This window comes from Mesorhizobium sp. YM1C-6-2, assembly GCF_003666685.1.
GTDB lineage: Bacteria > Pseudomonadota > Alphaproteobacteria > Rhizobiales > Rhizobiaceae > Mesorhizobium_K.
This window is the reverse complement of sequence record NZ_RCIZ01000007.1, coordinates 52,425-77,800: the sequence shown is the minus strand read 5'-3', so window position 1 is coordinate 77,800 and position 25,376 is coordinate 52,425. Positions and strand designations below refer to the sequence as shown.

Sequence of the window (25,376 nt, the reverse complement as noted above, 5' to 3'; positions counted from 1 at the left end):
CGCCTTACAATACGCCGGCCGTCTTCAGGCTGGACACCAGTTCGGCCACGTCCTTCACCTTGACGCCCGCCTTGCGGCCTTCAGGCTCCTCGGTCTTCACGACCTTGAGCCGCGGCGCCACGTCGGCGCCGAAATCGGCCGCCGTCTTCTCCTCCAGCGGCTTCTTCTTCGCCTTCATGATGTTGGGCAGCGACGCATAACGCGGCTGGTTCAGGCGAAGGTCCGTCGTCACGATCGTCGGCAGCTTCACCTCGACCACCTGCAACCCGCCGTCGACCTCGCGCGTCACCTTGGCCTTGTCGCCCTCGATCTCGACCTTGGAGGCGAACGTCGCCTGGCTCCAGCCGAGCAGTGCGGCCAGCATCTGCCCGGTCTGGTTGGCGTCGTCGTCGATCGCCTGCTTGCCCAGAATGACAAGCCCCGGCTTCTCCGCCTCGACCACCCCCTTCAGGACCTTGGCCACACCGAGCGGCTCGACCAGGTCGTCGACCTTGACCAGGATCGCGCGGTCCGCACCCATCGCAAGCGCGGTGCGCAGCGTCTCGGCCGCCTGCGCCGGTCCGATCGACACCACCACGATCTCCTCGGCCTTGCCGGCCTCCTTCAGCCGGATCGCCTCCTCGACCCCGATCTCGTCGAACGGGTTCATCGACATCTTAACATTCGCAAGCTCAACCCCAGACCCGTCACCCTTCACGCGGATCTTGACGTTGTAGTCGACTACCCGCTTAACCGGGACCAACACTTTCATGGACGCATGCCTCTCCGTAGATTTCCGGCGCGTCTATCAGCGCCACGCGCAGCCTGATTGTCGATAGCCGACATTCCCGGCATCAAAACAGACCTGTTCAGCGGTTTTTCCGACCTTGCGGCCTTGAAAAGCGGGCGGACCCTAGTTTGGCCTGCCTGATGCGTCAATATCGCCGAATGCGTCAAATCGGTTCAGATCGAAACTCTATTGCCGGCCCCACCGCGGCGCGGGTTCGGCCTCGACCGGGCGGACAGCGCTCGGCTGCTTCACCACCACGGCGCGCGGCGTGACGATCTCGCGGTCGAACAGCGGCACGTCGCGGCTGCGCAGGACGAGAACGAGCACCGCGCCGGCGATGATGCCGCCGACATGGCAGGCGAAGGAGATCTGCTCGTCGCCGCCGACGGCGAACATCACGAACTGGAACAGGATCCACAGCGCCAGCGTGATGTAGGCCGGGATGCGCAGCGGGATGCGGCCAAAGGCGAGGATCCAGACTTTCACCCGGGGGTGCAGCATCAGGTAGGCGGTGACGACGCCGGCGATGGCGCCGGAGGCGCCGATCAGCGGGACCTGCGATTCCGGCGCGATCAGCCCGTGGAGGAGCGCGCCGGCGACCGCGCAGAGCGCGTAGAAGATCAGGAACTTGATGTGCCCCAGCGCGTCCTCGACATTGTCACCGAACACCCAGAGGAACAGCATGTTGCCGCCGAGGTGGAAGATGTCGCCGTGCAGGAAGGAGTAGGAGATATAGGTCAGATCCTCGGGAAGGATCGTCAATTCCGGCGGCAGGTCGGCATAGTCGAAAACGACGGAGGGTATGTAGCCGAACGCATATACTGCGGCGGTGGCGAACTGTTCCGAACCCAGGGTGGTGAAGAAATAGACGATCACATTGGCCGCGATCAGGCCGATGGTGACGTATTGCAGCTTGATGCGCTTCAGGCTGTTGGCGTCGTGGAGCGGGATGAACATCTCTGGTTTCGCGCTCCGGAATCCCTCGTGTAAGGCGCTATCGGTTCTGGCCCGGCACCCATAGCACGTCGGCGTTTCCATTGTCATTGACCACCCGACCGGCGACGAACAGGAAGTCGGAGACCCGGTTGATGTAGCGGATGCCCTCGCGGTTGACGTGCTCTTCCGGGTTCTGCGCCAGCGCCACCATCATGCGCTCGGCGCGCCGCGTCACCGTGCGGGCGAGATGAAGAGCGGCCGCCGCCGGCGAGCCTCCCGGCAGGATGAAGGACCTCAGCGGCTGCAGGTTCTTGTTGAGCCCGTCGATGTCGGCCTCCACCCGGGCGGTCTGGGCGGCGATGATGCGCAGCGGTTCGTAGTCGAGTTTCTTGCCGGTGTCGGGCACGCTGAGGTCGGCGCCGAGGTCGAAGAGGTCGTTCTGGATGCGGCCGAGCATGGTGTCGAGCTCGGGATGCGCCTGCGCCGTGTGCAGGCGGGCGAGGCCGATGCAGGCATTGGCCTCGTCCACGGTTCCGTAGGCCTCGACGCGCAGGTCCGACTTCAGCCGCCGCTCGCCGCTGCCCAGCCCGGTCGTGCCGTCGTCTCCGGTGCGTGTGTAGATCTTGTTGAGCTTGACCATGATGGACCCGTCAGTACCGGCCGGCCACGTAGGCGCCGAGCAGGATCAGCACCAGCGCCACGAACTGCAGCAGCACGCGCGCCTGCATCAGCTTGTTGGAGGTGCTGCCGGAGCCGCCGCGCATCATGTTGATGAGGCCGCGGATCAGCACGACCACCACCGCGAACATGACGACGATAGCCAGTATGTTGAAAACGGTTGCCATCGGCTGATCCTGTCGTCGTCGGTTGGTTAGGAACGTGTCGCGAGAATGCGGTAGAACATGGCCGCCGGCAGAAAGCGCCTCATGGCCGCCCCCATCTTCGCCGGCAAGGTCACCACATAATGCGGCCGCGGCTTCGAGGAAAGGAGGGCGTGGCGCAAGACCGCATGCACGGCTTCCGGCCCCGGCTTCATCCGCGATACGCTGCCGCCGGCGTTCAGCCGGTCGAGCTGCTCCTGGTAGGCGGCCTTATGTACCGAATTCTCATGGTCCACATTCTTCAGGAACCATGTCAGCGCGTTGGTGGCGATCTTCGATTTTATCGGTCCCGGTTCGATCAGCGAGACATGGATGCCGCTTCCCAGCAGTTCGGAACGCATGCAGAGCATCAGGCCCTCGACCGCATGTTTTGACGCGGCATACGGGCCGCGATACTTGAACGGCGCCAGTCCCATGATCGACGAGCAGTGCACGATCCGGCCGTGGCCCTGCGCGCGCATCACCGGGACGATACGCGTCGTCAGGTCGTGCCAGCCGAAGAAATTCGCCTCGAACTGCTCGCGCAGCGCGGCCACGGAGATGTCCTCGACCGCCCCCGGCTGCGAATAGCCGCCATTGTTGAAAAGCGCGTCCAGCCGGCCGCCGGTCCGCGCCAGCACGTCTTCCACCAGCCTTGCGATCGAGTCCGGCTCGCGGTAGTCGAGATAGAAGGCTTCCAGCCCGTCGGCTTCCAGCGCCGTGATGTCCTCGGGCCTGCGCGCCGTCGCGAACACGCGCCAGCCCTCAGTCTTCAGGGCGCGGGCGCAATGGGCGCCGATCCCGGACGAGGTTCCCGTCACGATGATCGTACGCAACTCGTTCATGCCATTGGCCGTTGTTGACTTGCCATTTGAATGAATCCCTTCCCATATTCGGGCCGGGGAAACAATGACGACAAGGAAGATGGAGGGCCGCGGGGTGTTTCTGGTTCAACCGGCCGCGGAAGCACTCTGAATGCGCAAGATCGTCGCGCTCAAGCGTATCCTCTACGACGCGCTCGGCCACTTCAATTACGACGACGGCTGGTCGATGGCGAGCCATCTGGCGATCACCGCGCTGATGGCGTTGTTCCCCTTCCTGATCTTCGCTACGACGCTCGCCAGTTTCCTCGGCGCCGAGGCTTTCGCCGAGACGGCCGTGCATCTCGTCTTCGACACATGGCCGGCCCAGATCGCGGAACCCATCTCGCGCGAAGTCGTCAACGTGCTCACCGTGCAGCGCAGCGACCTTCTGACCTATGGCGTGCTGCTTGCCGCCTTCTTCGCCTCGAACGGCATCGAATCGCTGCGCACCGCGCTCAACCGCGCGTATCGCGTCGTCGAAACCCGTTCCTTCGTCTACCGGCGCATCCAGAGCCTCGCCTTCGTCTTCATCGCGACGATCAGCTTCCTCGTCATCAGCGTGCTTCTGGTCTTCGCGCCGATCATCGTGCGGCTGGCGCTGGCGAACTTCCAGGGGCTGGAGCCCTATCTGGGCACAATCACGCTGTGGCGCTACGTCGTCGCCTCCGTCGTCATCGTCCTCGGCCTGATCGCGGTCCACATCTGGCTGCCGGCGGGGCACCGGCGGTTCGTCGACATCGTGCCGGGCATCATCTTCACGCTGGTGGGCTGGCTTGTAGGGTCCACGGTCTTTGCCACCTATCTCGATAATTTCTCATCCTACGTGACGACCTATGCGGGGCTTGCCTCGATCATGATCGCGGTCGTCTTCCTCTACATCATCTCCATGGTCTTCATCCTCGGCGGCGAACTCAACGCCGCGATCAGCCGCTATTTCGAGGCGCGGGCGAGGGTGCCCGGCTAGGCGGCAGCGCTGGGCGCGGGAGTGCGCCGGGTGGCGAGCGCGACGCCGAAGGTCGCCAGCGCCATGCCGCCGATCTGCACCAGCGTCAGTTCTTCGCCGAACAGCGCCCAGGCGATCAGCGCCGTCACCGCCGGCACCAGGTAGAAGAGCGACGAGACCTTGGACATCTCACCGTCGCGGATCATCAGCATCAGCAGTCCGATGGCGCCGATCGACAGGACGAGCACCAGCCAGGCCATGGCGAAGACGAGTTCGCCGTTGAGCGTGAACTGTTGGGTCTCGAAGGCGAAGGAGAGGATGATCATCACCAGCGCGCCGCCGGCATATTGCCAGCAGGTGCCGGCGATGAGGTCGCTGCCGGCAAGGAAGCGCTTCTGCCAGATCGTTCCGACGCTCATGCCTATCACCGCGACGACGGATGCCGCGAGCGTCGCCCAGGTGACGCCGTCCTGGATCGCGCCGAGCTTCGGCGCCAGCACGATGGCGACGCCGACGAAGCCTGCCGCCAGCCCGGCCCAGTGGCGCGGCAGGATGCGTTCGCCGAGCAGTCTGCCGGCGAGGATCGCGGTGAGCAGCGGCTGCAGGCCGACGATCAGCGCCGAAAGCCCGGCCGGCAGGCCGCGGTGGATGGCCCAGAACACCCCGCCGAGATAGACGCCGTGCATCAGTACCCCCGCGACGCCGGCATGCAGGATGTCCGGCCATGCGAGCCGGCGCTTGCTGAACAGCGCGGCCGCAACCTCCAGCATGGCGAATGCCAGCACGAACCGCACCGCCAGGAAGCTGAACGGTTCCGCCCAGGGCATGGCGTAGCGCGCGCCGATGAAACCGGTCGCCCAGAGAAACACGAAAAGTGCGGGTACGAGCCCCCTGGCGGTGATCATGGCTGGCGCGGAAGGTTGGAGAAACGTGGACCGGTTCGCTCTAATGCCGATCAATCGGTCAAGCAAAGCGAAACAATTGATCCATACTATAAGGAGGATTGAACCCCAAGCACATCACGGGTTCAGGGTTGCGATACGTGCCGCGCGCGCCGGAAGGGGGCGGACATGATCTGGAACCTGGAGCCAGGCTGGCTGATGATGGCGGTGGCGACCGTTGCCGTCCTTGCGTTCTTTTTCGGGGCGGCGCTCGACGCGATCATGCACGAGGACGGGTTCGGCCCGACCGGCAACATGATGCTCTTCACGTTAGGTTTCTTCCTGGCGGTCATCATTGCCAATAGCTGGGGCATCAGCCTGCGGGATCTGAAGCTTGCGGTCGCCTGGGGACTTGGCGGCGCCTTCACGACCGTGAGCCTGCTGGCGCTGATCAAGGCCGCCGCGGCCCGCATCTGATCACGCTTCGAGCATTGCCTTGATTTCGTCCGGCGTCCGCCCGGCGCTCCTCAGCGCGGAAAGCCCGGTGTCGCGAAAGCTCTTGGAGAGCTTGCGCCCATCCGGGCCGGGGATCAGGCGGTGGTGGAAATAAGCCGGCTCCGGCAGTTCCAGCAGTTCCTGCAAAAGCCGATGAATGCCGGTAGCGGCAAAGAGGTCCAGGCCGCGCACCACATGGGTTATGCTCTGCAGCGCGTCGTCGGCGACGACGGATAGGTGGTAGCTGGTCGGCACGTCACGGCGGGCCAGCACCACGTCGCCCCACAAATCCGGCCTTGCTTCGACCTTCCGTGCCGTATCCATGTCCGGGCCGGCGAACTCCGTCCATGTCAGCGGCTTGTCGACACGCGCCATCGCGGCGGCAGTGTCAAGCCGCCAGGCGAACGGTTCGCCGTTCGCCATCCGCTTCTTGCGTTCGGATGCGCTGAGCGCCTTGTCCAGGCCGGGATAGAGCGGCACGCCGTCCGGGTCGCGCGGCCATGTCCTGCCGCTTTCTTCCGCCTGCGCGATGTGGGCGCGCGTCTCGCCCCGGCTCATGAAGGCTGGATAGACGAGTTCCCAGGCGATCAGGCGATCGAGCAGCCCGCCATATTCGGCGAGGTGCTCGGACTGGCGGCGCACCGGCTCTTCCCACTCGATCCCGAGCCATTCCAGATCGCGAAAGATGCCGGCCTCGAATTCCGGCGTGCAGCGCGTCAGGTCGATATCCTCGATGCGCAGCAGCAGTCTGCCGCCGGTCTTCCGCGCCATCGCTGCGTTGAGCAGCGCCGAATATGCATGGCCGAGATGCAGTTCCCCGTTCGGGCTCGGCGCGAAGCGGAAGGTTGGCCTGGTCATCGCCTGTCAGGAGTGACGCGGTTTCGGGTTGTTGCCGTTATCGACGGATTGCTATCTCTCGCGTCCGGACTTCACAAGGACCCACCGGAAGCGCGATGCAGCGTATATCGACCCTCGACGACATAGCAGCCGGGCTGGACGCCTTGTGCGCGGCCGACCCCCGGCTGGTGCGCGTGCGCGCCGCCGCGGGGGAGGTGCAGCTGCGCCGCAGCGAACCCGGCTTCGCGAGCCTGGTCTCGATCGTCGTCTCGCAGCAGGTTTCCCGCGCCAGCGCCGATGCGATCTTCGGCCGGCTTGTGAGGCTTGCCGATCCGCTCACTCCTGAGGTGCTGCTTGCCGCGGGCGAGGGGCTTTTCCGCGAGGCGGGTCTCTCCCGTCCCAAGCAGCGCGCCGTGCTTGCCGTGTCCATGGCCGTGCGGGACGGCCTCGACCTCGCCGGCCTCTGCGATCTCGACGCAAAGGCTGCGATCGACGCCATGACCGCCGTTCCCGGCGTCGGGCTTTGGACCGCCGAAGTCTATCTGTTGTCCGCTGCCGGCCATCCCGACGTTTTCCCCGCCCGCGACGTCGCGCTGCAGAGCGCGGTCGGTCATGCGCTCGGCATCGATCCCCGGCCGGGCGAGAAGGCGCTCATCGAAATCGCCGAATCATGGTCCCCCTGGCGGGGGGTGGCGTCACGCCTTTTCTGGGCTTATTATCGTGAAATCAAAGGAAGGGAGGGCGCGCCGCCTTCGTAAATTGCGCTGGAACGGCCAGATTTGTGACTTTTTTCCGGTACGTGTGGCGCGCGGACCGCTTCACATTTCTGTCACCTCCTGCCTACAATATCTGCGCGCATCGCATTGAGGCCAAAGGAGGATATCGCCAGTGACGATCGCGGTGTCCCCAGACGGGCTGCCTGCGCTGGTCCTGAACGCCGACTATCGGCCGCTCAGCTACTACCCCTTGTCGCTCTGGTCCTGGCAGGATGTCATCAAGGCGGTCTTTCTCGACCGCGTGAACATCGTCGCCGAATACGAGCATCAGGTGTCCTCGCCCACCTTCTCGATGCGGCTGCCGAGCGTCGTCAGCCTGAAGAGCTATGTGAAGCCGTCCCGCCATCCGGCATTCACGCGTTTCAACGTCTTCCTGCGCGACCGTTTCCAGTGCCAGTATTGCGGCACGCCGGAGGACCTGACCTTCGACCATGTGGTCCCCCGCCACAGGGGCGGCGCGACGACGTGGGAGAACGTGGTCGCCGCCTGCTCGCCCTGCAATCTCAGGAAGGGCGGCATGATGCCGGCTCACGCGAAGATGTGGCCGCTGCAGAAGCCCTACAAGCCGACCGTGCACGACCTGCACAATAACGGCCGGCTGTTCCCGCCCAACTATCTGCACGAAAGCTGGATGGACTATCTCTACTGGGATGTCGAACTGGAGCCCTGACCGGCGGCTCCCTTCAGGCTTTCTTGAAAGCGCCCCTGAACGCCACGACGGCGAGGATCAGGCTGGCGATCGCATTCCACCCCGCGAAGGAAAGGCCGAGCACGCGCAGCGCCGCCTGGTCGCAGGAGGGCGGCACGAAAGTGTTGATGGCGTCGAGCACGCCTTTGCCGCCCGTATCGACGGGGGCGACCACGCCGCAATCCGTCGGGCCAGCCCACCAGCCCCACTCGACGCCGGAGTGCTGCACGGCCAGGAACAGTCCCCAGGCCATCAGCAAGCCGCCGACGAGCAGCAGCAGGCGGGTCACCACCGGCGGCCAGCGCAGCGTGGCCGAGATCGCGGCGAGCGCCATGACCGGCACGCCGACATAGTAGGGAATGCGTTGCTCCAGGCAGAGCTTGCAGGGAATGTAGTGGCCGATGTGCTCGAAGCCGAGCGCTCCGCCGACCACCGCCGCCATCGCGACGGTCAGGAAGATTGCTGTGTTGCGCTGCTGGTTGTCGGCGGGGGCGTATGACGTCATCGGTCTGATCCGGGCGGTTGCGGCTAGGGCCGGCAGTGTCAGTGCAGGTATCTGACGAGCAAGTAGAGCAAAATGAGGACGGCGGCGGCGGCGGCGGCCAGCAGTCCGAGCCTCTCCTCGACGAAATGCCGGATCGGCTCGCCATACCGGCGCAGCAGCCATGCCAGGAACAGGAAGCGCGCACCGCGCGCGATGATCGCCGACAGGATGAACCAGCCGAGCGGGAAACTGATGACGCCGGCGAGGATGGTGACCACCTTGATCGGCGGCAGGTGGGCGAGGCCTGAGGTCACCAGCATCAGCAGGATGAAGCCGGTCGCCGAGCCGTCGGTAGGCATCAGCGCCTCGAAGTCGTCGAGCTTGCCGTAGAATTCCAGCACAGGCTTCGCGAACGCCTCATAGGCATAGTGCCCGATCATCCAGCCGGCGATGCCGCCGAGCACCGAGGCGATCGTCGCCACGATGGCGTAGCGATAGGCGCGGTCCGGCCGGGCGATCGCCATCGGCAAATAGAGAACGTCGGCCGGGACGAGGAAGACCGAGCTTTCGATGAAGGCGATGAAGGCAAGCCAGTATTCGGCGGATTTGCGCGCGGCGAGCGACAGCGTCCAGTCGTAGAGTCTGCGAAGCATTCGGGATTCCCGTGAGGACCAGCGTGTTTAGGAAGATTTTGCGCGCTGCACAATGGCGGCACAGCCACGAAGCACGGCGCCAGGGCCCTGATCACATGGAATTGCGCGCATAAGCCGCAGCGGTGCCTTGCCCTATGTAAGACGTGGCAGGCAGAGGCCTCGAACCGACAGGCCCCACATTCGACGTGGCTTTACGCTAGGGGTTTGCCTGCCCGGCTCGCCGCAATTTGATCGACAAGCCGTCACCCAGAATCAGCGCGCGGTCCCGCTCCGGCAGTGACGCCAGTCTCGGCAGCTCCATCGTCTCCTCGAACGAGACGAACTCCAGTGCCGGGCTGAAATCCGAGCCCCAATGCAGGTTGGAAGCATCGAACCGCTCCAGCAGGAGGTCGATGAAAGGCAGCGCGGTGGCATGCGGCGGACGAGGGTCGATCGCATAAAGGCCGGAGAGCTTGACGCCCACATTGGGGAGGGCTGCAAGGTCGATCAGTGGACCCAGGCGTTCCGCCGCTGCTGTCGGGTCAGGCGCCGTTTCGTGCCGCCCGGGCAGGCCGAGATGCGAGAATATGAATGCACAGTTCCCGAACTGCTCGACAAGCGGGCGCAGGCGTTTCGTCCCCTCCGGGCGCGCATTGAGCGAAATGACGGCGTGGACGTCGGAAAGCGCCTGCCAAAGCTCCGCAGGCCATTCGAGAACCGCCACTGCGGCGGCTTCGTCCGGCAGATAGAGCGCGATGCCGCAATGCCCCGCCGCGATCAGGCTCTCCAGCTGCCGGCGTGTGGGAGCTGGCGAGGGGCGGAGATAGGCGACGCTGTGTATCCACGGCCGCCCGGCGGCGAGTTCACGGACATAGGCGTTGTTCGCCGGATCGATGCCGTGGTCCTCGTAACAGACGACCAATCCGGCTCCAATGCCGTGTCGCTCCCGCAGGCCTTCGTAGGCCTCCAGGTCGGACAGTTCGCCGAGCGGCGATTTTCCGGAGCCGAACTGGCCGTAGCCGTGGCGGAAGAGATGCAGGTGCGCATCGACGATCATCGCGAGAGCGCCTCGACGACCATTTCGGCGGCGAGCAGCCCTTCATAGGCGTCCTGCGGCCCGACCGGCGCGCTGGGTTTTCCGGAACGGATGCTCTGGAGGAAACAGTCGAGTTCCGCGCGCAGCGGATCGTCGATGTCCTCCAAAGGGATGCGGCGGTATTCCGCTCCGTAGATGTCAATATGGCTTCCGGCCGCGAGTTCGGCGATTCCCTTCGTTCCGACGATCTCGACTCTGTCGGGCGGGCAGTCCGGCCCGGGATGAAGCCAGGCCGTGGAGAGCTGCCAGGTCGCGCCGCTCGAAGTATGCAACTGCGCCGTCGTTATCGAACGCGCCGTTCCGGCCGGGCGCCGGAAGGCGTCGGCCGACACGGCCGGCGCGCCGCTGAACCAGAGCGCCAGGTCGATATCGTGGATCATGGTCATCAGCACCGGATCGACGTCTGTATAGCGTTCCGCGTGGCTGGCATCCCGGTAGCGGCGCGAGTTGAACTGCAAGAGCGTGCCGATCTCGCCGCCGGCGAGGATGTCGCGCAGGCGGCGGTGGGCAGAAGAGAAACGCAGGATGTGACCCGGCAGGAGGAAGGCCCGGCTGGCCGCGGCCGCATCGACAAGAAGGCGCATGGTGGCGGCGTCGGGCGCGACCGGCTTTTCGACGAGGACGGGTATTGCGCGCTTCAGCGCTTCGGTGGCAAGCGGGGCGTGCGCCTTGGCAGGCGTCGCAATGACGATCCCGTCCGGCTCGAACCTTTCGAGCAGCGCGAACGCGTCCGCATCTCCGTCGGTAAGCCCGAATGTGCGCCGCAGCGCCGCCAATTCGTCGTGGCGGGGCTCGGCCACCGCGAGCGTCAGGCCGCCGATCGCGGTGAGCGTCTTCAGGTGCTCCTTGCCGAATGCACCGCCCCCCGCCACCAATATCTTCACGACACCGTCCCTTCCGCCCCGGCCCCGCAGATGATCGCGCAGATGCGCTTGCTGTCCTTGAATGCGGGATGGCCGCTCTGGAGGGCGGCGATCGAGGCCGCGCCGGAGAGGTCGGCTGCGATGCCGAATTCGAACCACAGCCAGCGCGATGCGTCCAGCATCGCCTCGTCGGACACCAGGACGACTTCGGCGATGTTGCGTCGCGCTATCTCGAACAGCCGCTCGTCCGTGCGCCGGCAGCTCATGGTGGCGACCCGGCTCGTCACCTCGGGGAGCGTCACCACCTCGCCGGCATCGAGGCTCGCCTTTATCGTCGGCGAGCCGATGGGCTCGACGGCGACCACCCGGATATCGGGCCGCCGCGCCTTGATCGCCGTCGACAGGCCCGAGACCAGTCCGCCGCCGCCAATGGCGACGACGATCGTGTCGAAATCCCATGCCTGGTCCAGGATCTCGAGGCCGAGCGTACCCTGTCCGGCGACGACCAGCGGGTCGGCAAAGGGATGGAAATAAGAGGCGCCGCTGGTGCGGGCATAGTCGTGCGCGGCGTCGTTGGAGACGCTCCACTCGGTGCCAACGACGCGAACGTCGGCGTCCCATCTGCGCATCTTTTCCACCTTGGCAGGAGAGACCGTTTCCGGGACGAACACGACCGCCGGCACCCCGGCCACCTTGGCCGTGCGCGCCACTGCCAGACCATGGTTGCCGCCCGAGGCGGTGACGATGCCCTTGCTGATCTCCTCCTGCGGCGTGCCGAGCAGGCGGTTCATCGCGCCTCGCGCCTTGAAGGACCCGGTGACCTGATTGAGCTCGAGCTTCATCACCACGCTTGCCTGCAGGGGGATTGGATCGCGCGCGAGCGATGCCTCGAGAATCGGGGTGCGCCTCACATAGGGGGTGATGCGATCCCGGGCGGCCTCGATGTCGGCTATCGTGATCATGCGACTTTCCCGTATGGCGAAGCGACGACGACGCAGCAATTGCCGGGCGACACGCGGCCCGGATGGCGCTTGCCATAGACGATCCCGTCGACCCGGTAATGCAATGTCAGCGGCTCGGCGGTGAGATCCCAGGTCTGGTGGATGCGTCCGGCCGGCTGTCCGGCCGAAACGCTTTCGCCGTTGGCGTGGAAGGCCTCGAATATGCCGTCGACGGGCGCGTAGACATAGGCGTCGACGCCGGCGATCTCGAGCACGGGGCCGTCCTTGCTGCGGCTGGCGCTGCCTTCCATCACGCCGAGATGCGTCAGCACATTGTGCACCCCGCGGCGGCAGATCTCGAGGGCGTCGAGCGAGACCGTGCCGCAGCCCCGCATCTCGGTGCCGACTGTGACCAGGCCTGCGCGACAGGCCGTCGCCGTGGCTGTCCGCTGGTCGCCGAGATTGGAGACGACGACCGTGTAGGGCGCGTCGAAGGCCTGTACGGCGGCGATGTTGCGGCGATGCAGATCCGCATCGGTCGTCGGCTCGATGATCGCGCTCGGCAGGATGTCCAGCGACGATCCGCCGGAATGCAGGTCGAGGAACGCGTCGGCCATCGGGAAGATGCATTGCGAAACATAGGCGGCGATCTGCTGGGTGATCGTCCCCATCCCGTCGCCCGGCCAGACGCGATTGAAGTTCAGCCCGTCGACGGGCGACGTGCGCGTCGCTGCGCGCACGGCATGGACGTTGTTGGCCGGCATCAGGATCAGCCGGCCCTGTATCGAGCCCGGATCCAGATCGCGGGCGAGTTCGCCGATCACGATCGGGCCCTCATACTCGTCGCCGTGATTGCCTCCCTCCAGGATCACCGTCGGGCCGGTCCCGTTCGCAACCACCGCGATCGGGATACGCGTCACGCCCCAGGCATCGTCATGCGGTGAGTGGGGAATGCTGACGAAGCCGACCTGCCGGCCCGGCTTGTCGAAATCGATACTGGTGAAGGCGTTTCCGTTGTAGTGCTGCGGAGTGTCGAGCATGGCATCCGTCTTGTGTTGGCGGCCTGGGATTAACGGCCGCGGATTGAAGCTATGATGTTCGAAAGGTTGTCCGCCGCTTTCGGGTCGAGCGCGCCGAAGGTCATCTCCGTCCGGAACGAGCCGCCCGGCTCGATCCACACGATGTGGCCATTGCGCTTCGCGGCGGCGAGCCCGTCCGGCGGCGCCGTCGCCGGGAGAACGAGGCCGAGCGCGTCCTGATCCTCGCTGCGCGTGATCCAGCGCACGGCATAGGGCAGTTCGGACGGCTTATAGCTCACGAAATCGCCGCTCCCGTCCGGGCGACGATGCAGCGCATGGGTCCAGCCGTCCTGTCCGGCTCTTGCCGTCATGGTCAGCACCAGCTCGGGCTCGACCGGCACGCCGGCCTGCAGCGACCTGTGCGACGAGGGATCGGCGGACACCGCGTCGTGATAAGCGCGCACCGCATGGCTGGCCTCGGGACCAAGCGCGGGCACGCGAATGGCCGCATCGGTCCGGTCGTCGCCGACCGTGTCGATCAGGACGCCGCCGTTGGCGGGCAGGAAGTTGATATGCGCGAGATAGAGGAACGGCATCGGCTTGCCTGAGCGGTTCTCGACCTCGATCGCCGCACTGAACGATGTCCCTCCTGCGTGGAGCCGCAGGCGCGGAAGCGCCACGAAGTCATGGTGGAAGGCTTCGGTGTCGCGTCCTGCCCCACTGAGTTCGACATAAGGCCCGGCCGCATCCTCGCCGAACGCAAGCGTCGCCTTCTGATAGGAGAGATTCGGCAGTTCGCCATGCAGTGGATGCGTGTCGTCCGGCCCCGGGTTGCCCATCGACGTTCCGCCGCAATGGATGAAGAACGCCCCGTAGGTCCTGAGATAATCGCGCGTCGGCAACGGCTCGTCGAACATCGAGCGCATGGTCAGCCGGCGGCCTAGGAATTCCGCGTCCCAGATCTGCTGCCCCTGGAAGGGAAGCAGGATCGCCGTCCCGGCCCCGTTCTCGACGCGCAGCGCGGCGACGCCCGAACGATAGCGGAAGGCGGTGACGCGAAGCGCGCCGCTTGCGGCGAGCAGCGTTTCGGTCTCGGTGAACATCCGCTCGTGCAGTTCGATGGATACGGGATTGGTCGGCATCTGGGTTTTCGTCAGGCAGGGCGCCGCATGCGCGGCACTGAGTTGGCTTCGACCGTATGGCCCATCCGGGAGAGCAGCGACTGCGAAGCCTTGCGCACTTCCGCGTAGATGGCGCGCTCGTCGAGCTTGGTGAAACGCCCTTCCTCCAGGATCACGCGTCCGTCGATGATGACCGTATGCACGGACTTCGACCGCGACGCGTAGAACAGGTTGCGGATCATGTTGGTGCTCGGCACCATCTCCGGGCGATCGAGCGTATGGATGACGATGTCGGCCCGCTTGCCGGCATCCAGCGAGCCGACTTGCTTCTCGAGCCCGACCGCCCGCGCGCCGCCGCGCGTGGCCATATAGAGGCCGTCTTCGGCGATCAGGAAGGTGCGGTCCATATGGACGTCGCGGGCCGCCATGACGGCCAGGTTCGCCTGCCGCCAGAGGTCGAAGTCGTTCGACCAGTTGGGAGAGTCCGAGCCGAGCGCGATGTTGGCGCCGCGCCGCCACAGTTCCGCATGGCGTCCGTGCAGCGAGCTGCCGTGCCCCCACATCATCGAGGCTGCCGGAGCCCATGCGATCGACGTGCCCCTGTCCAGCAGGGCCTCGCATTCGGCGTCAGTCAGGTGATTGGCATGTCCGAAGGTGACATTGCGGTCGAGGAAACCCGTCTCGAACAGATGGACGAGAGGGTCCTTTCCGAACCGCTTGCGGTCCGCCTCGGTGTCGGCCGGGCTGTAGGACTGATGGATGTTCAGCGTCACCGACGCGGCGTCCGCGCAGGCCTTGGCCTCCATCATCAGTTCTTCGCTGGCCGTGCCCAGGCCGAGCACCGCGACATGCCCGGTCACCAGCGCGTCCGGATCCGAATTCCGCTGGAGCTCGGTGCCCAGCGAGGCCAGCGCCTCGGCGCGGGTCTTCGGCGCGCGCCGCAGCTCGGTGTGCAGCTTCGCCTGGGCCGCGCACGTCAAGCAGCCGTCTTCGGCCGCGTCCGTCTTGCCTTGCGCAAAGCCCTGCGGCTGATCCCAGATGAAGGCGTCGCCCAATATGGCGCGGACGCCGACCTCCCTGGCCGCGCGCGCCGCCATCTCGGGCGTCAGGATGGTCCCGGCTTCCATGAAGCAGGTGCTGCCATTGCGCACCAGCTCCATGCAGGCGAGCAGGACCGAGAGATACTCCTCTTCGTCGTTCACCGTGTTGTAGAAATGGCCCTCGAACGTGTCGAAGGACTCGCTTTCCACGAGCTGGTCCGGCAGCACGCCGCGGAACAGATGGTAGGATGCGTGGAGGTGGCATTCGACGAAGCCCGGATGTACGGGTGCGCCTTGCGCATCGATCTCCCTGCCGGGGTCGTACCGCGCCGAGATTTCCGCGTCGTCGCCGACTTCCAGGATGCGGCCGTTCTCGCCGACCGCCACCGCGCCGTGCTCATAGATGGTGGCGTCGTCGTCCATGGTGATGACGTAGCCGTTGCGAACGAGCAGCGCGCATTTCTTCTTGGCGTCCATCACGCGTCCTCCCCGAGGATGATTGCCGCCTCTTCGGGCCAGCCGACTGCAAGCGGGTCGCCGACGGAGAGGTCGTCGAACTCGTGATCGCGGACTTCGGCCCAGAAGGTGACGTCCGGTCCGAGGCGTATGCCGATGCGGACGTTGTTGCCCTGGTAGATGATCTCGCTGACGGTGCCGCTTGCTCCATATCCAGCCCGGGGCGCGCCGCCGTCTCGAAGCGGTCTCACGGCTTCTGGACGGACCGACAAGACGGCGCGTTGGCCGATGCGAAGCGCCGTGTCGGCGGTCGGCGCCAGATAGGTCCCGCTGTCAGTTTCGAGCGCCGCCACGCCACCTTCGATGGTGCGCACGGTGCCGCGCAGCAGATTGGTCGCGCCGACGAAATCCGAGACGAATATCGACTTGGGCCGGCGGTAGATCTCGCGCGGGCTTCCGTGCTGGACGATCTGCCCGTTGTTCATGATGGCGATGCGGTCGGACATCACCAGCGCCTCGGTCTGGTCGTGGGTGACGAAGACGAAGGTGGCGCCGAGGCGCTTCTGGATGGCGCGCAGTTCGAGCTGCATCTGCTGGCGCAGCTTGAGGTCCAGCGCCGACAGCGGCTCGTCGAGCAGGAGTACGCGCGGCTCGCCCGCAAGGGCGCGCGCCAGCGCCACGCGCTGGGCCTGCCCGCCGCTCAACTGGCTAGGCTCCCGCTCGCCCAGTCGGTCGAGCCGCACCAGCGCCAGCATCTCGTCGACCCGGGCGTTGATGCGCGAGCGCTCCCACTTCTTGAGCTTGAGGCCGTAGGCGATGTTCTCGCGCACCGTCATGTGCGGGAACAGCGCGCCCCGCTGGAACACCAGGTTGGTCGGCCTGCGTTCCGGCGGCTGGTGGGTGACGTCCTCGCCATAGATATGCACCGCGCCGTCGGAGGGGGCCTCGAAACCGGCGATGATGCGCAGCAGCGTGGACTTCCCGCAGCCGCTGGCGCCCAGAAGCGACACGAATTCTCCGGCGCGCACCTCGAAGTCCACTCGCTCCAGCGCGGTCACCTGACCGAACTGCTTGCGCACCCCCACGATTTCAACCGCAGCTGCCGTCACTTTACCTTCCTTCGGTTGATGATGTTGGAGGCGATCACAAGGCAGACCAGCAGGCCGAGCAGGATCGTCGCGATGGCGTTGATCGACGGGTCGATGCCGCGGCGCATGAGGCCCCACACCAGCACCGGCACGGTCTGCTGGTTGCCGACGTTGAACCAGGTGACGACGAACTCGTCCAGGGAGAGCGCCGCGGCCAACATCGCGGCGCCGATCACGGACGGTCGGATAAGCGGGAACGTTATGTCGCGGAAGGCGCGGGCCGGGGTCGCCCCGAGGTCGCGCGCGGCCTCCAATATGCTGAAATCGAAGGTCTCAAGCCGCGCGTTCATGGTGAGGACCACGAACGGCAGGCTGACGAGTATGTGGCCGATGGCGGCGTTGAGCAGGCCCTGCTGCATGCCGACCGCGCGGAAGGCGACGGCAAGCGCAATTCCGATGACCAGCAGCGGGACGATCGCCGGCATCAGGCTGGCCGTCAGCAGCGCGGCGCGCAGCCGTGCGCGTTTCAGCGTGACGAGCCAGAATGCGAAGGCCGCTCCCACCACGCCCGAAAGCAGGGCCGACACCGCCGCAAGCAACAGGCTGTTCTGCAGCGCCGTCGCGATCAGCGGGTTGTCGAAGGCGCTTGCATACCAGTCGAGCGTCAGCCCCTCGATCGGCATGCTCAGCCTCGGTGACGTCGTGAAGGAGAAGATCACGATGACGGCGATTGGCGCATAGAGATAGGCGATCACCAGGCCGACGAAGGCGGCGGGCAATGCTCGGCTCGCTCTCACCATCGCGTCACCCATCTGATGATGTTCACCGCGGCGAGATAGGCGAAAAGCATGATGGCGACGACGACGAAGGCCATGGCCGCGCCGAGCGGCCAGTTCGAGCCTATTCCGCGGAACTGGTCCGCAATGATGTTGCCGATCAGCATGCTCTGCGAGCCGCCGACGAGGGCCGGTGTGACGAAGTCGCCGGCCGACAGCAGAAATGCGAAGGCGAAGGCCGTGCGCAGGCCGGGCAAGGCCATCGGCACCAGCACCGTGCGCAACGTATAGACCCAGCTCGCGCCGAGATCGCGCGACGCCTCGAGATAGTCGCGCGAGACGTTGAGCATCGCGGAATAAAGCGGCAGGACGGCGAGCGGCAGCAGCAGTCCGCTCAGCGTGATGACGACGGCTATGTTGCTGTAGATCAGGAATTCCAGCGGCTGGTCGACAAGGCCCAGCCATTGCAGGGTGGAGTTGAGCAGCCCCTGCTTTCCGAGAATGGTGCGCCACGCGTAGATGCGCACGAGATAGCCGCTGAAAAGCGACAGCAGGACGATCTGCAGGATCAGTTGGCCGCGCCGCGCGAAGACGAAGCGCATCATGTAGGAGAGCGTGAAGGCGACCGGCACGACGATGAGCGTGGTGACGAAGGCCACGCCGATCGTGCGCAGCATCAGCACGCGATAGAGCGGCGAGGTGAAGATTTTCCGGTAGTTGTCCAGCGTGAAGTCCGGGATGAGCTCGAAGCCCTTCGCCCGCCAGAAGCTGAGCACGAGCAGGCAAAGCATCGGAACGACGAAGAAGACGGCGTAGAACCCGCCGGCGGGAAGCATCGCGAGAAGACGCTCCTTGCCGGATGCCGACGAAGCTATGGGCGCGCTCGACATGTCTGCGATCGATAACTCGGATGGCCAGGGAACATGCGCAGGCCGCACCGCAAGGGCGGCCTGCGCGAGTTGCTGCGGTCAGGAGGCCTTGAAGGTCTGCCAGGCCTCGACCCATGACGGCGCGCCGACAACGTCGCCGTCCGGCTCCTGCGGCGGCACCACGATCTGCGTTCCCAGAATGCCGCCGCCCGGCTGGCGGACATTGTCGTACGGGAACATCGAGCGGATGTCTTCCGGCATCAGGTCGTATGCGGCTTCGACGGTGCAGCCTGACGCGAGTTCCGCAGCCAGCGCCGCGTTCGATTCCGGCTTGGTCATGAAGTCGATGAAGCCGTAGGCGTTGTCGACATTCGGCGCATCGACGGCGAGCGCGTAGGAGTCGGACCAGTAGAAGGTGCCGTCCACCGAGGGCGAGCCAACGACGAGTTCAACGCCCTTCTCCTTGGCGATCATCACCTGGTATGCCCAGCCGCCGATGCCGATCGAGGCGTCGCCGCGCACCAGGACGTCAGCCATGTCGCCATGCGAGGCGCCGATCGTCACCACGTTGGGCTTGCTCTTCAGCATCGCGTCCAGCACCTGCTGGAGCTGCTCCTCGGTGAGGCGGTTCGGCTCGGGCATGTCCAGCGACTTCGCCCAGAGCCAGATGTTGCCGAACGGATCGTCGAGCAGCACCAGTTCGCCCTTGTATTTTGGATCGGCGAAATCCGTGTATTTCGCCGGCATCGCGTCCCACTTCTTCGGATTGAACACGCAGGGCTCGTCGCCCCAGATGATCGGGATGCCGTATGTCTTGCCGTCCTTGACGAGCCAGGGGGCGTCCTTGAATGCGGGAAACAGGCCGCTCGCGGTCGGAATGCGGGCCAGGTCCAGCGGCTGGAACAGCTCCGTGCCGGCCTTCAGGATCGCTGTCTGGAAGTCCTTGTTGGGCGTCAGTATATCCATCGCCCCGCGGCCGCCGGTGTTGAGGCGGGTGAGCGCCTCGTCCGCGGCGGACTGGAAGGACGCGTTCATCTTGATGTTGTTCTGTTCGAGGAAGGGCTTGGCGACATTGCCGCCATGCTCTCCGTCCCAGCCCAGGAAGTTCAGCTCGCCGCCCAGCTTGCCGTCGGCGGCGTACGACTGGCTCGTGGCGCCGAGCACCGTCAAGGTCGACAAGCCCGCGGCACCCTGCAGGAAGCGTCGCCGGCTGACGTCGGCGTTCAGCTTGGCGTCAAGAAAGACTTTCAATCTGTCGTCCACGATCGTTCTCCTCTACGGCTCTCTTGCCAAGAGCGCTTATCCCCAGCGCCGCCCGGATGCGGCGGCTGTTTGTAGTTAAGGACGGTTTCGTATATGAAGTCAAGTACCACTTATGAAACAGGAGAGCCGATGAGCGGCGAAGAACGTGCGGGCTATTCCGCGCCCGCCCTCGAAAAGGGACTGGACATCCTCGAATTGCTCGCTTCCGAGGCGGACCCGCTGACGGCGCGGCAGATCGGCGAAAAGCTCGGGCGCTCCAAGAACGAGATTTTCCGGATGGTCTATGTGCTTATGGAGCGCGGCTATCTTAACCGCGACGCCGCCACCGACCGGCTGTCGTTGAGCAACCGGCTGTTCGAGCTCGGCATGCGTGCGCCCCGCTCGCGCACGCTGGTCGAGGTAGCCTTGCCGGTCATGGAGCGGTTTGCCAATGCCATCGGCCTTGCTACGCACCTGGTGGTGGTGAGCCGCGGCCAGACGGTCGTAGTCGCCAACGCGGCGCCGCCCTGGGCCGCCTTCAACTTTTTCCTGCAGCTCGGCTACGGCAATGCTGCGACCGAAGCGGTGTCCGGCCAGACGATCATCGCATTCCAGCCCGGCGAGCGCCGCCAGGTGATGATCGAGGAAAGCCTGGCGCTGCTGGAGCGCAAGCCGCCGCTCGCCGAGCTGAACCGGCAGCTCGACGAGATCGCAAATGCCGGTTCGGTCGTTTCACCGAGCCATTTCCTGGTCGGGGTGATCGACATCTGCGCTCCGATCCTGGACAAGTCGGGCCGCGCGGTCGCAAGCCTCGTCGTCCCCTGCCTCCAGCAACTCGACCGCCGGGAGGATTTCGAAGGCATAAGGGCAAGGCTGGTCGAGGCCTGCGCCGAGATATCCGCCGCTCCCATCTGACAGGCAGGTGATCGACGGGCGGTGCCGCCCGTTGCTCACGCTACCGCCCGCTATCTCGATCGTCGTTAGATCACGATTTCGCCGGAGACCCCCGTCGTCTTCTCTTGCCAGGCCATTTATGGACGACCGTAATTGCAGCGAAGGATATGATGGCTGCAATACCGACAGGGGCTGTGATGGCAGTCGTCATTCGAGCGGCACGTGAGAAGGACCGGCACGACCTGGGAGCCCTCAAGCTGCGATCTTCGCTGGCCTGGGGAGATCATGTCGAGGAGCTGCAAGCGCTTCCCGAAGCCAGGGAGGTTCCGGCCGTGCACCTGCCACATGTCATCGTCGCGGAATTCGCCGGGGCGCTCGCTGGCTTCGCAACCGTTCTTCCCGGCAAGGACGCTGTCCAGGCCGAGCTGGAGGATCTGTTCGTCGCGCCCGAGCTATGGCGAAAGGGAATAGGCAGATCGCTGCTCGCCGAAGCCGAACACCGCGCCGCAGCGCTCGGCGCACGATCGCTGCATGTCGTGGCCGGTGAGCGGGCTCGTCCATTCTACGAGGCTGCCGGATATCGATTTGCCGGCACCATCGCGACAGACCTTGCGCCCGCCGTCGAGCTGGAGAAGGAACTTCCGTAAAGCTGCGGTGGCCCGACCCCGGGTCTGCTATCCAACGTTGTCCGCAATGACAGAAAATGGCGCGCCCGAAAGGATTCGAACCTCTGACCCCCAGATTCGTAGTCTGGTGCTCTATCCAGCTGAGCTACGGGCGCGCGTCGGCCAAGAAGGCCCGTGACCGATGCTGCACCGGCCACGATGTGAGGTGCTAACTAGCGACGGCGCGCGCGAAAAGCAAGCGGGTCCATGCAAAACTTTCCGGAGCGTATCCAGCCGCCGCGATCCCGGCTGGTTTGACGCTGCGGCACCGCCTGCCGGTCGGTAGCCCCGGGCTGCGGGTCATGTGCGGCGTGGCCGCTATGGCGACCAATGCTCGTTAGGCCGGCCGCCTCAGCCCGCTGCGCGCCTCGTCGAGGCGCACCGGCTGGTCGGGTATCGACACCGAAAAAACCGTGCGGCCGCCGATGCTCTCGACCAGTTCGAGCGCGCCGCCATGCGCGCGCACCAGCTCGTGCGCGATGGCGAGCCCCAGCCCGGTGCCGCCGCTGCGCGCCGAGCCGCGGAACGCCGCGAACAGGTTCTCGCGCGCCTTTTGCGGCAGGCCGGGACCGGTATCGGTGACGAGGATGCGGCTGACGCTGCCGATGCGGTCCGCCGAGATGGTCAGCCGCCGCACCACCGACACCGAATCGTCCCCGGCCATCGCCTGGATCGCGTTGCGGGACAGGTTGGTGAGCACGCGGAACAGCTGCTCGGAATCGGCATCTACCTCGAAGCCTGCATCGACCGCATTGATGAATTCGATGCCGCCGGCATCGTCGACGCCGAGCAGGTCCTGCACCTCGTCGACGAGGCGCCTGAGCCGCAGCCGGCGGCGCGACGGCGGTGGCTCCTGGGTGCGGCCGTAGGCGAGCACCCCCTCGGAGTAGGAGACGGCGCGGTCGAGTGCACTGAGCAGTTTCGGCGCGAAAGCCTGCACGGAGGGGTCGCGCACCCCACGCAGCCGGTCCGAGAGCAACTGCGCGGAGGCCAGGATGTTGCGCATGTCGTGGTTGATCTTGGACACCGCCAGGCCAAGATCGGCGAGGTGCTTCTGCTCGCCGAGCGTCTTCTGCAGGCGCCGCTGCATGTCGGAAAGCTCGCGCTCGGCGACGCCGATCTCGTCAGAGCGGTCTTCCGGGTCGATGATGCGGCCAGGATCGTCCGGCGCCTGCGCGAAGTTGAGCATGGAGTTGGTCATCGCGCGGATCGGCCGGATCATGATGCGGTCGATGACCGCGTAGACCAGGGTCGCGGTGAACAGCGAGATCACCAGCGACAGGATCGCCACGTTGCGCGAATAGACGAGCATCGCCTGGCGCAGCCTGTTGTCGGGGATGACGAGCTCGAACTCGGTGGCGCTTTCGCCGACCTTGCCGAACACCCTCAATATTCTCTGGCCGCCGAAGAACAACGTATCGATCGCGCCCGACATGGCGGCCACGGGCCCGGTGTGGGCAAGGTCGATATGCTCGTCGACCTCGGGCGGCATCTCGGCGATGACGAGCAGCCGCGAGACGCCGTCCTCGCGCACCGCGATCGCCTTGGCGCCGATCGCCAGCAGTACATTGTCCTGCAGGGCGCGGGGCAGGCTTTCGGAATCTTCCTGGACGAGCACCACCGAGACGGCCGCCGCCGTCCCCAGCCGTTCTTCCAGCCAGCGCAGCTTGAAGGTGGCGATCGACGGCACGAAGATCAGGATTTCCGCGATCATCACGAAGAGGACCGTGAGGACCAGCAGCTTGATCGACAGGCCGCGTGCGAGCGGCACCGTCCGTGACGGGATCACTTCAGGCGTTTTGGCGGGATCCTGCAGAATTCTCTCGCTCATGCCAGACAAGGTCCCCGGCCACAGCGGTCTGTTGCTCAGCCGAAAAGTTGCAGCAGGCGCACCATGCCGCGTGCGAGCGGGGTGCGCTTGTTCCTTCCAAAATAGGCGATTGCGGCGCTTTTGCCAATTTCGCCCAATGTCGGGTGCGGCGGTATCGCCGCCGCCATGTCTTCGAGGCCGAGCCCTTTCGACAGAGCGAGCGTCCAGATGCCGATCAGTTCGGACGCGTTGGCGCCGGCGATCGTGACCCCCAATATGCCGCCATTCCTGGCCGCGACCACCTTGATATGGCCCTCGGTGCAGCGCCCGGCGCGCGCCCGGTCGTTCTCGGCGTAGGGCCAGCGCAGGATGGTGAGCTTCCTGTGCCGCGTAGACGCCTGCGCCTCGGTCAGTCCGACATGGGCGAGTTCGGGATCGGTGTAGACGACGCGCGGCACGATGGCGCGGTCCTTCGCCGGCAGCCGGAACAGCAGCGCCTTCAGCACCAGGCCGGCATGGTATGTCGCCGTCTGGGCCGAATCGGGCGTGCCGGTCACGCCGCCGATGGCGTATATCCGGCGGTTTGTCGTGCGCAGCATGGCGCTGACGTCGACGGCGTTGCCCTTGAGCCCGACGCGCGCCTTCTTGAGGTCGAGGCCCCCGACGTCGGGCATGCGCCCGACGGCGACGAGCAGATGGCTGCCGTCGACGTCGTCGGTGCCGGCCGCGGTCTCGATCCGCACCCTGACGCTGGTCTTGCCGCGCCGCTCGACCGCCGTGACCTTGGTGCCTTCGAGGAGGACGACGCCTTCGGCGCGCAGCCTGCGGGCGACGACCGCAGCCATTTCCGGATCCTCGCCGGGCAGCACCGTCGTCTCCACGAGCATGGTGACCTGGGAGCCGAGGCGCCGGAATGCCTGCGCCATCTCAAGTCCCGTCGGGTCGCCTCCAATGATGACGAGATGCCCCGGCCGGCGGCCGACCTCGAGGATCGTATCGCTCGTCAGGCAGCCTATCTCCGCGAGGCCGGGGATATCGGGCACGACCGGCGAGGAACCGCTCGCCAGCACGAAGCGGCGTGCGCGTATCTCCGTATCGCCCGCCACCACTCGCCCCCGGCCGGTGAAGCGGGCCTCGCCATGGATCAACGTCACGCCGAGCGTGGCCAGCCGCTCGGCCGAGACGGCGGGCGCGGCGGCGCCCGCCACCTCCCGCACATGGGTCATCACCGCCTTGAAGTCGATTTCCGGCTCGGACGCTTCCAGGCCGAACCGGCCGCCGGTGCGTGTCGCCTCGGCCTGCCGCGCTGCCGCCGCGAGCGTCGCGGCGGGCAGGATACGACCGAGATTGCCGCCGCCCGGCGGACCCTTGTCGACCAGCACGACCTTGATGCCGTACGTCGCTGCGCCGGTCGCAACCGCGAGGCCGCCCGGCCCGCCGCCGATGACGCAGATGTCGGGAATGAGTACCTTTGCCATGAATGCCTTTACCCCGGAGCCTGACGCTTTCGCGGCAAAGCGGCGAAGAGTCAGGGCGCTTCGCCCCCGCATCTTCCTTACAATCGTGGCGAGCATCGCGACAAGCGCCAGTGCCAACAAGGCGACGGTAATCTCGGCGTAACGTATCCGGGACGGCCACTTTGTCGGCTGGCGGCCGGTACGGCGCTTCCGGTTGACTCCGCGAACCTTTGTTCATTATAAGCCGCGCACGCTCGGGCCTTCAGTCCGGCGCTCTTTTTGTTGCGCCAGACATGCCCAAGCCAAGCTCCTGTTGCATCGGTGACAGAACCAAGAAGGGCCGCACGCCGCGGTATTAAATAAATGAAGCGTACCTATCAGCCGTCCAAACTCGTCCGCAAGCGCCGGCACGGTTTCCGTGCCCGCATGGCCACCAAGGGTGGTCGCGGTGTCGTCGCCGCCCGCCGCAATCGTGGCCGCAAGCGGCTCTCCGCCTGAACGAAGGCAACCCGTTGCCGGATACCGGCAAGCCCCGGCAGCCCGCCCCGGCGCGGCTGCGTAAGCGGGCGGAATTCCTGGCCGTCCGGCGTGGTGAGAAGCGCCGCGGGCGGCTTTTTCTGTTGGAAGTGCTCGACCGCGGCGACGAAGAGCCCGCCCGTGTCGGCTTCACCGTGACCCGGAAGGTCGGCAATGCCGCGGTGCGCAATCGAGTCCGCAGGCGGCTGAAAGAGGCCGTCCGCGTTCACGCCGCAGGTGACATGCAGCGCGGCAATGACTATGTGATCGTCGGGCGCGAGGACGTGCTGGCGGCACCCTTTGCCGAAATCAAGACCGAACTGTCGCGGCGGCTGCGCAAGACGCGCTAGGATCCCAAA

At 65.8% G+C, this 25,376-nt stretch carries 29 protein-coding genes and 1 tRNA gene; 8 read left to right on the top strand and 22 right to left on the bottom strand.

What is annotated here, in order from left to right; translation table 11 throughout:
* Nucleotides 1–4 precede the first annotated feature (4 nt).
* From D8676_RS18045 to D8676_RS18025, 5 genes are all read right to left on the bottom strand, one after another.
* Nucleotides 5–751 (bottom strand): electron transfer flavoprotein subunit beta/FixA family protein, encoded by a 747-nt coding sequence (locus D8676_RS18045; RefSeq protein ID WP_121582491.1) that lies wholly within the window; start codon nucleotides 749–751, stop codon nucleotides 5–7.
* 204 nt (nucleotides 752–955) lie between these two features.
* A complete protein-coding gene (locus D8676_RS18040) occupies nucleotides 956–1,726 on the bottom strand; it encodes a rhomboid family intramembrane serine protease (protein ID WP_121582490.1) in 771 nt (256 codons plus the stop codon).
* Between the two features lie 37 nt (nucleotides 1,727–1,763).
* A complete protein-coding gene (locus D8676_RS18035) occupies nucleotides 1,764–2,345 on the bottom strand; it encodes a cob(I)yrinic acid a,c-diamide adenosyltransferase (protein ID WP_121582489.1) in 582 nt (193 codons plus the stop codon).
* Nucleotides 2,346–2,355: 10 nt separating this feature from the next.
* Nucleotides 2,356–2,550, bottom strand: a complete 195-nt coding sequence (locus D8676_RS18030; protein ID WP_121582488.1) for a twin transmembrane helix small protein — start codon at nucleotides 2,548–2,550, stop codon at nucleotides 2,356–2,358.
* Nucleotides 2,551–2,576: 26 nt separating this feature from the next.
* Nucleotides 2,577–3,410, bottom strand: a complete 834-nt coding sequence (locus D8676_RS18025; RefSeq protein ID WP_121582487.1) for an SDR family oxidoreductase — start codon at nucleotides 3,408–3,410, stop codon at nucleotides 2,577–2,579.
* Nucleotides 3,411–3,540: 130 nt separating this feature from the next.
* Between D8676_RS18025 and D8676_RS18020 the strand changes: the two genes are divergently transcribed.
* On the top strand, nucleotides 3,541–4,392 hold the full coding sequence (locus D8676_RS18020; protein WP_121582486.1) for a YihY/virulence factor BrkB family protein: 852 nt from the start codon (nucleotides 3,541–3,543) through the stop codon (nucleotides 4,390–4,392).
* On the opposite strand, the gene D8676_RS18015 is transcribed toward D8676_RS18020, so the two are convergent.
* Complete coding sequence (locus tag D8676_RS18015) at nucleotides 4,389–5,276, bottom strand: DMT family transporter (RefSeq protein WP_121582485.1); 888 nt, start codon at nucleotides 5,274–5,276, stop codon at nucleotides 4,389–4,391. The two genes, D8676_RS18020 and D8676_RS18015, sit on opposite strands and share 4 nt — an antisense overlap.
* A gap of 165 nt (nucleotides 5,277–5,441) precedes the next feature.
* Between D8676_RS18015 and D8676_RS18010 the strand changes: the two genes are divergently transcribed.
* A complete protein-coding gene (locus D8676_RS18010; RefSeq protein WP_121582484.1) occupies nucleotides 5,442–5,729 on the top strand; it encodes a hypothetical protein in 288 nt (95 codons plus the stop codon).
* On the opposite strand, the gene gluQRS is transcribed toward D8676_RS18010, so the two are convergent.
* Nucleotides 5,730–6,605, bottom strand: coding sequence for a tRNA glutamyl-Q(34) synthetase GluQRS (gluQRS, locus tag D8676_RS18005; RefSeq protein WP_121582483.1), 876 nt, complete (start codon nucleotides 6,603–6,605; stop codon nucleotides 5,730–5,732). It abuts the gene before it with no gap.
* A 95-nt stretch (nucleotides 6,606–6,700) separates the two neighbouring features.
* On the opposite strand from gluQRS, the gene D8676_RS18000 reads away from it, so the two are divergent.
* Complete coding sequence (locus D8676_RS18000) at nucleotides 6,701–7,342, top strand: DNA-3-methyladenine glycosylase (RefSeq protein ID WP_121582482.1); 642 nt, start codon at nucleotides 6,701–6,703, stop codon at nucleotides 7,340–7,342.
* Nucleotides 7,343–7,472: 130 nt separating this feature from the next.
* On the top strand, nucleotides 7,473–8,030 hold the full coding sequence (locus D8676_RS17995; protein WP_121582481.1) for an HNH endonuclease: 558 nt from the start codon (nucleotides 7,473–7,475) through the stop codon (nucleotides 8,028–8,030).
* Between the two features lie 13 nt (nucleotides 8,031–8,043).
* On the opposite strand, the gene D8676_RS17990 is transcribed toward D8676_RS17995, so the two are convergent.
* The 12 genes from D8676_RS17990 to D8676_RS17935 form a co-directional block, all read right to left on the bottom strand.
* On the bottom strand, nucleotides 8,044–8,553 hold the full coding sequence (locus D8676_RS17990) for a disulfide bond formation protein B (protein ID WP_121582480.1): 510 nt from the start codon (nucleotides 8,551–8,553) through the stop codon (nucleotides 8,044–8,046).
* Between the two features lie 38 nt (nucleotides 8,554–8,591).
* Nucleotides 8,592–9,185 carry a YqaA family protein gene (locus tag D8676_RS17985; protein ID WP_121582479.1) on the bottom strand — a complete coding sequence of 198 codons (594 nt, stop codon included), beginning with the start codon at nucleotides 9,183–9,185 and terminating at the stop codon, nucleotides 8,592–8,594.
* 196 nt (nucleotides 9,186–9,381) lie between these two features.
* Nucleotides 9,382–10,221, bottom strand: a complete 840-nt coding sequence (locus D8676_RS17980; protein ID WP_121582478.1) for an amidohydrolase family protein — start codon at nucleotides 10,219–10,221, stop codon at nucleotides 9,382–9,384.
* Nucleotides 10,218–11,144 carry a Gfo/Idh/MocA family oxidoreductase gene (locus D8676_RS17975; RefSeq protein ID WP_183097142.1) on the bottom strand — a complete coding sequence of 309 codons (927 nt, stop codon included), beginning with the start codon at nucleotides 11,142–11,144 and terminating at the stop codon, nucleotides 10,218–10,220. Before D8676_RS17975 ends, D8676_RS17980 begins: the two co-directional genes overlap by 4 nt.
* Nucleotides 11,141–12,085 carry a threonine/serine dehydratase gene (locus tag D8676_RS17970; RefSeq protein ID WP_121582476.1) on the bottom strand — a complete coding sequence of 315 codons (945 nt, stop codon included), beginning with the start codon at nucleotides 12,083–12,085 and terminating at the stop codon, nucleotides 11,141–11,143. The genes D8676_RS17975 and D8676_RS17970 overlap by 4 nt, the downstream gene beginning before the upstream one ends.
* Entirely contained in the window at nucleotides 12,082–13,104 is a 1,023-nt protein-coding gene (locus D8676_RS17965; protein ID WP_121582475.1) for a succinylglutamate desuccinylase/aspartoacylase family protein, read from the bottom strand. The genes D8676_RS17970 and D8676_RS17965 overlap by 4 nt, the downstream gene beginning before the upstream one ends.
* Before the next feature lie 29 nt (nucleotides 13,105–13,133).
* Entirely contained in the window at nucleotides 13,134–14,225 is a 1,092-nt protein-coding gene (locus tag D8676_RS17960) for a DUF4432 family protein (RefSeq protein ID WP_121582474.1), read from the bottom strand.
* An 11-nt stretch (nucleotides 14,226–14,236) separates the two neighbouring features.
* Complete coding sequence (locus D8676_RS17955; RefSeq protein WP_121582473.1) at nucleotides 14,237–15,721, bottom strand: amidohydrolase family protein; 1,485 nt, start codon at nucleotides 15,719–15,721, stop codon at nucleotides 14,237–14,239.
* On the bottom strand, nucleotides 15,721–16,809 hold the full coding sequence (locus tag D8676_RS17950; protein ID WP_121582472.1) for an ABC transporter ATP-binding protein: 1,089 nt from the start codon (nucleotides 16,807–16,809) through the stop codon (nucleotides 15,721–15,723). Before D8676_RS17950 ends, D8676_RS17955 begins: the two co-directional genes overlap by 1 nt.
* The gene (locus tag D8676_RS17945; protein WP_183097141.1) at nucleotides 16,806–17,588 is read right to left on the bottom strand and encodes an ABC transporter permease; all 783 of its coding nucleotides are present in this window, start codon (nucleotides 17,586–17,588) and stop codon (nucleotides 16,806–16,808) included. The genes D8676_RS17950 and D8676_RS17945 overlap by 4 nt, the downstream gene beginning before the upstream one ends.
* Nucleotides 17,582–18,454, bottom strand: a complete 873-nt coding sequence (locus tag D8676_RS17940; RefSeq protein WP_121582470.1) for an ABC transporter permease — start codon at nucleotides 18,452–18,454, stop codon at nucleotides 17,582–17,584. Before D8676_RS17940 ends, D8676_RS17945 begins: the two co-directional genes overlap by 7 nt.
* 78 nt (nucleotides 18,455–18,532) lie before the next feature.
* The gene (locus tag D8676_RS17935) at nucleotides 18,533–19,696 is read right to left on the bottom strand and encodes an extracellular solute-binding protein (protein WP_121582469.1); all 1,164 of its coding nucleotides are present in this window, start codon (nucleotides 19,694–19,696) and stop codon (nucleotides 18,533–18,535) included.
* A 129-nt stretch (nucleotides 19,697–19,825) separates the two neighbouring features.
* Between D8676_RS17935 and D8676_RS17930 the strand changes: the two genes are divergently transcribed.
* A complete protein-coding gene (locus D8676_RS17930) occupies nucleotides 19,826–20,590 on the top strand; it encodes a helix-turn-helix domain-containing protein (RefSeq protein ID WP_183097140.1) in 765 nt (254 codons plus the stop codon).
* Between the two features lie 176 nt (nucleotides 20,591–20,766).
* Nucleotides 20,767–21,216, top strand: coding sequence for a GNAT family N-acetyltransferase (locus D8676_RS17925; protein WP_183097139.1), 450 nt, complete (start codon nucleotides 20,767–20,769; stop codon nucleotides 21,214–21,216).
* Between the two features lie 57 nt (nucleotides 21,217–21,273).
* Here D8676_RS17925 and D8676_RS17920 read toward each other — a convergent pair.
* From D8676_RS17920 to D8676_RS17910, 3 genes are all read right to left on the bottom strand, one after another.
* Nucleotides 21,274–21,350 (bottom strand) — tRNA-Arg (locus D8676_RS17920).
* A 221-nt stretch (nucleotides 21,351–21,571) separates the two neighbouring features.
* The gene (locus D8676_RS17915; protein WP_121582466.1) at nucleotides 21,572–23,065 is read right to left on the bottom strand and encodes a HAMP domain-containing sensor histidine kinase; all 1,494 of its coding nucleotides are present in this window, start codon (nucleotides 23,063–23,065) and stop codon (nucleotides 21,572–21,574) included.
* A 35-nt stretch (nucleotides 23,066–23,100) separates the two neighbouring features.
* Nucleotides 23,101–24,522: an FAD-dependent oxidoreductase gene (locus D8676_RS17910; protein ID WP_121582465.1), complete on the bottom strand. Its 1,422-nt coding sequence runs from the start codon at nucleotides 24,520–24,522 to the stop codon at nucleotides 23,101–23,103.
* 342 nt (nucleotides 24,523–24,864) lie between these two features.
* On the opposite strand from D8676_RS17910, the gene rpmH reads away from it, so the two are divergent.
* Both rpmH and rnpA read left to right on the top strand, forming a co-directional pair.
* Nucleotides 24,865–24,999: a 50S ribosomal protein L34 gene (rpmH, locus tag D8676_RS17905; protein WP_008833937.1), complete on the top strand. Its 135-nt coding sequence runs from the start codon at nucleotides 24,865–24,867 to the stop codon at nucleotides 24,997–24,999.
* 14 nt (nucleotides 25,000–25,013) lie between these two features.
* Nucleotides 25,014–25,367 (top strand): ribonuclease P protein component, encoded by a 354-nt coding sequence (rnpA, locus tag D8676_RS17900; protein WP_121582464.1) that lies wholly within the window; start codon nucleotides 25,014–25,016, stop codon nucleotides 25,365–25,367.
* Nucleotides 25,368–25,376 lie beyond the last annotated feature (9 nt).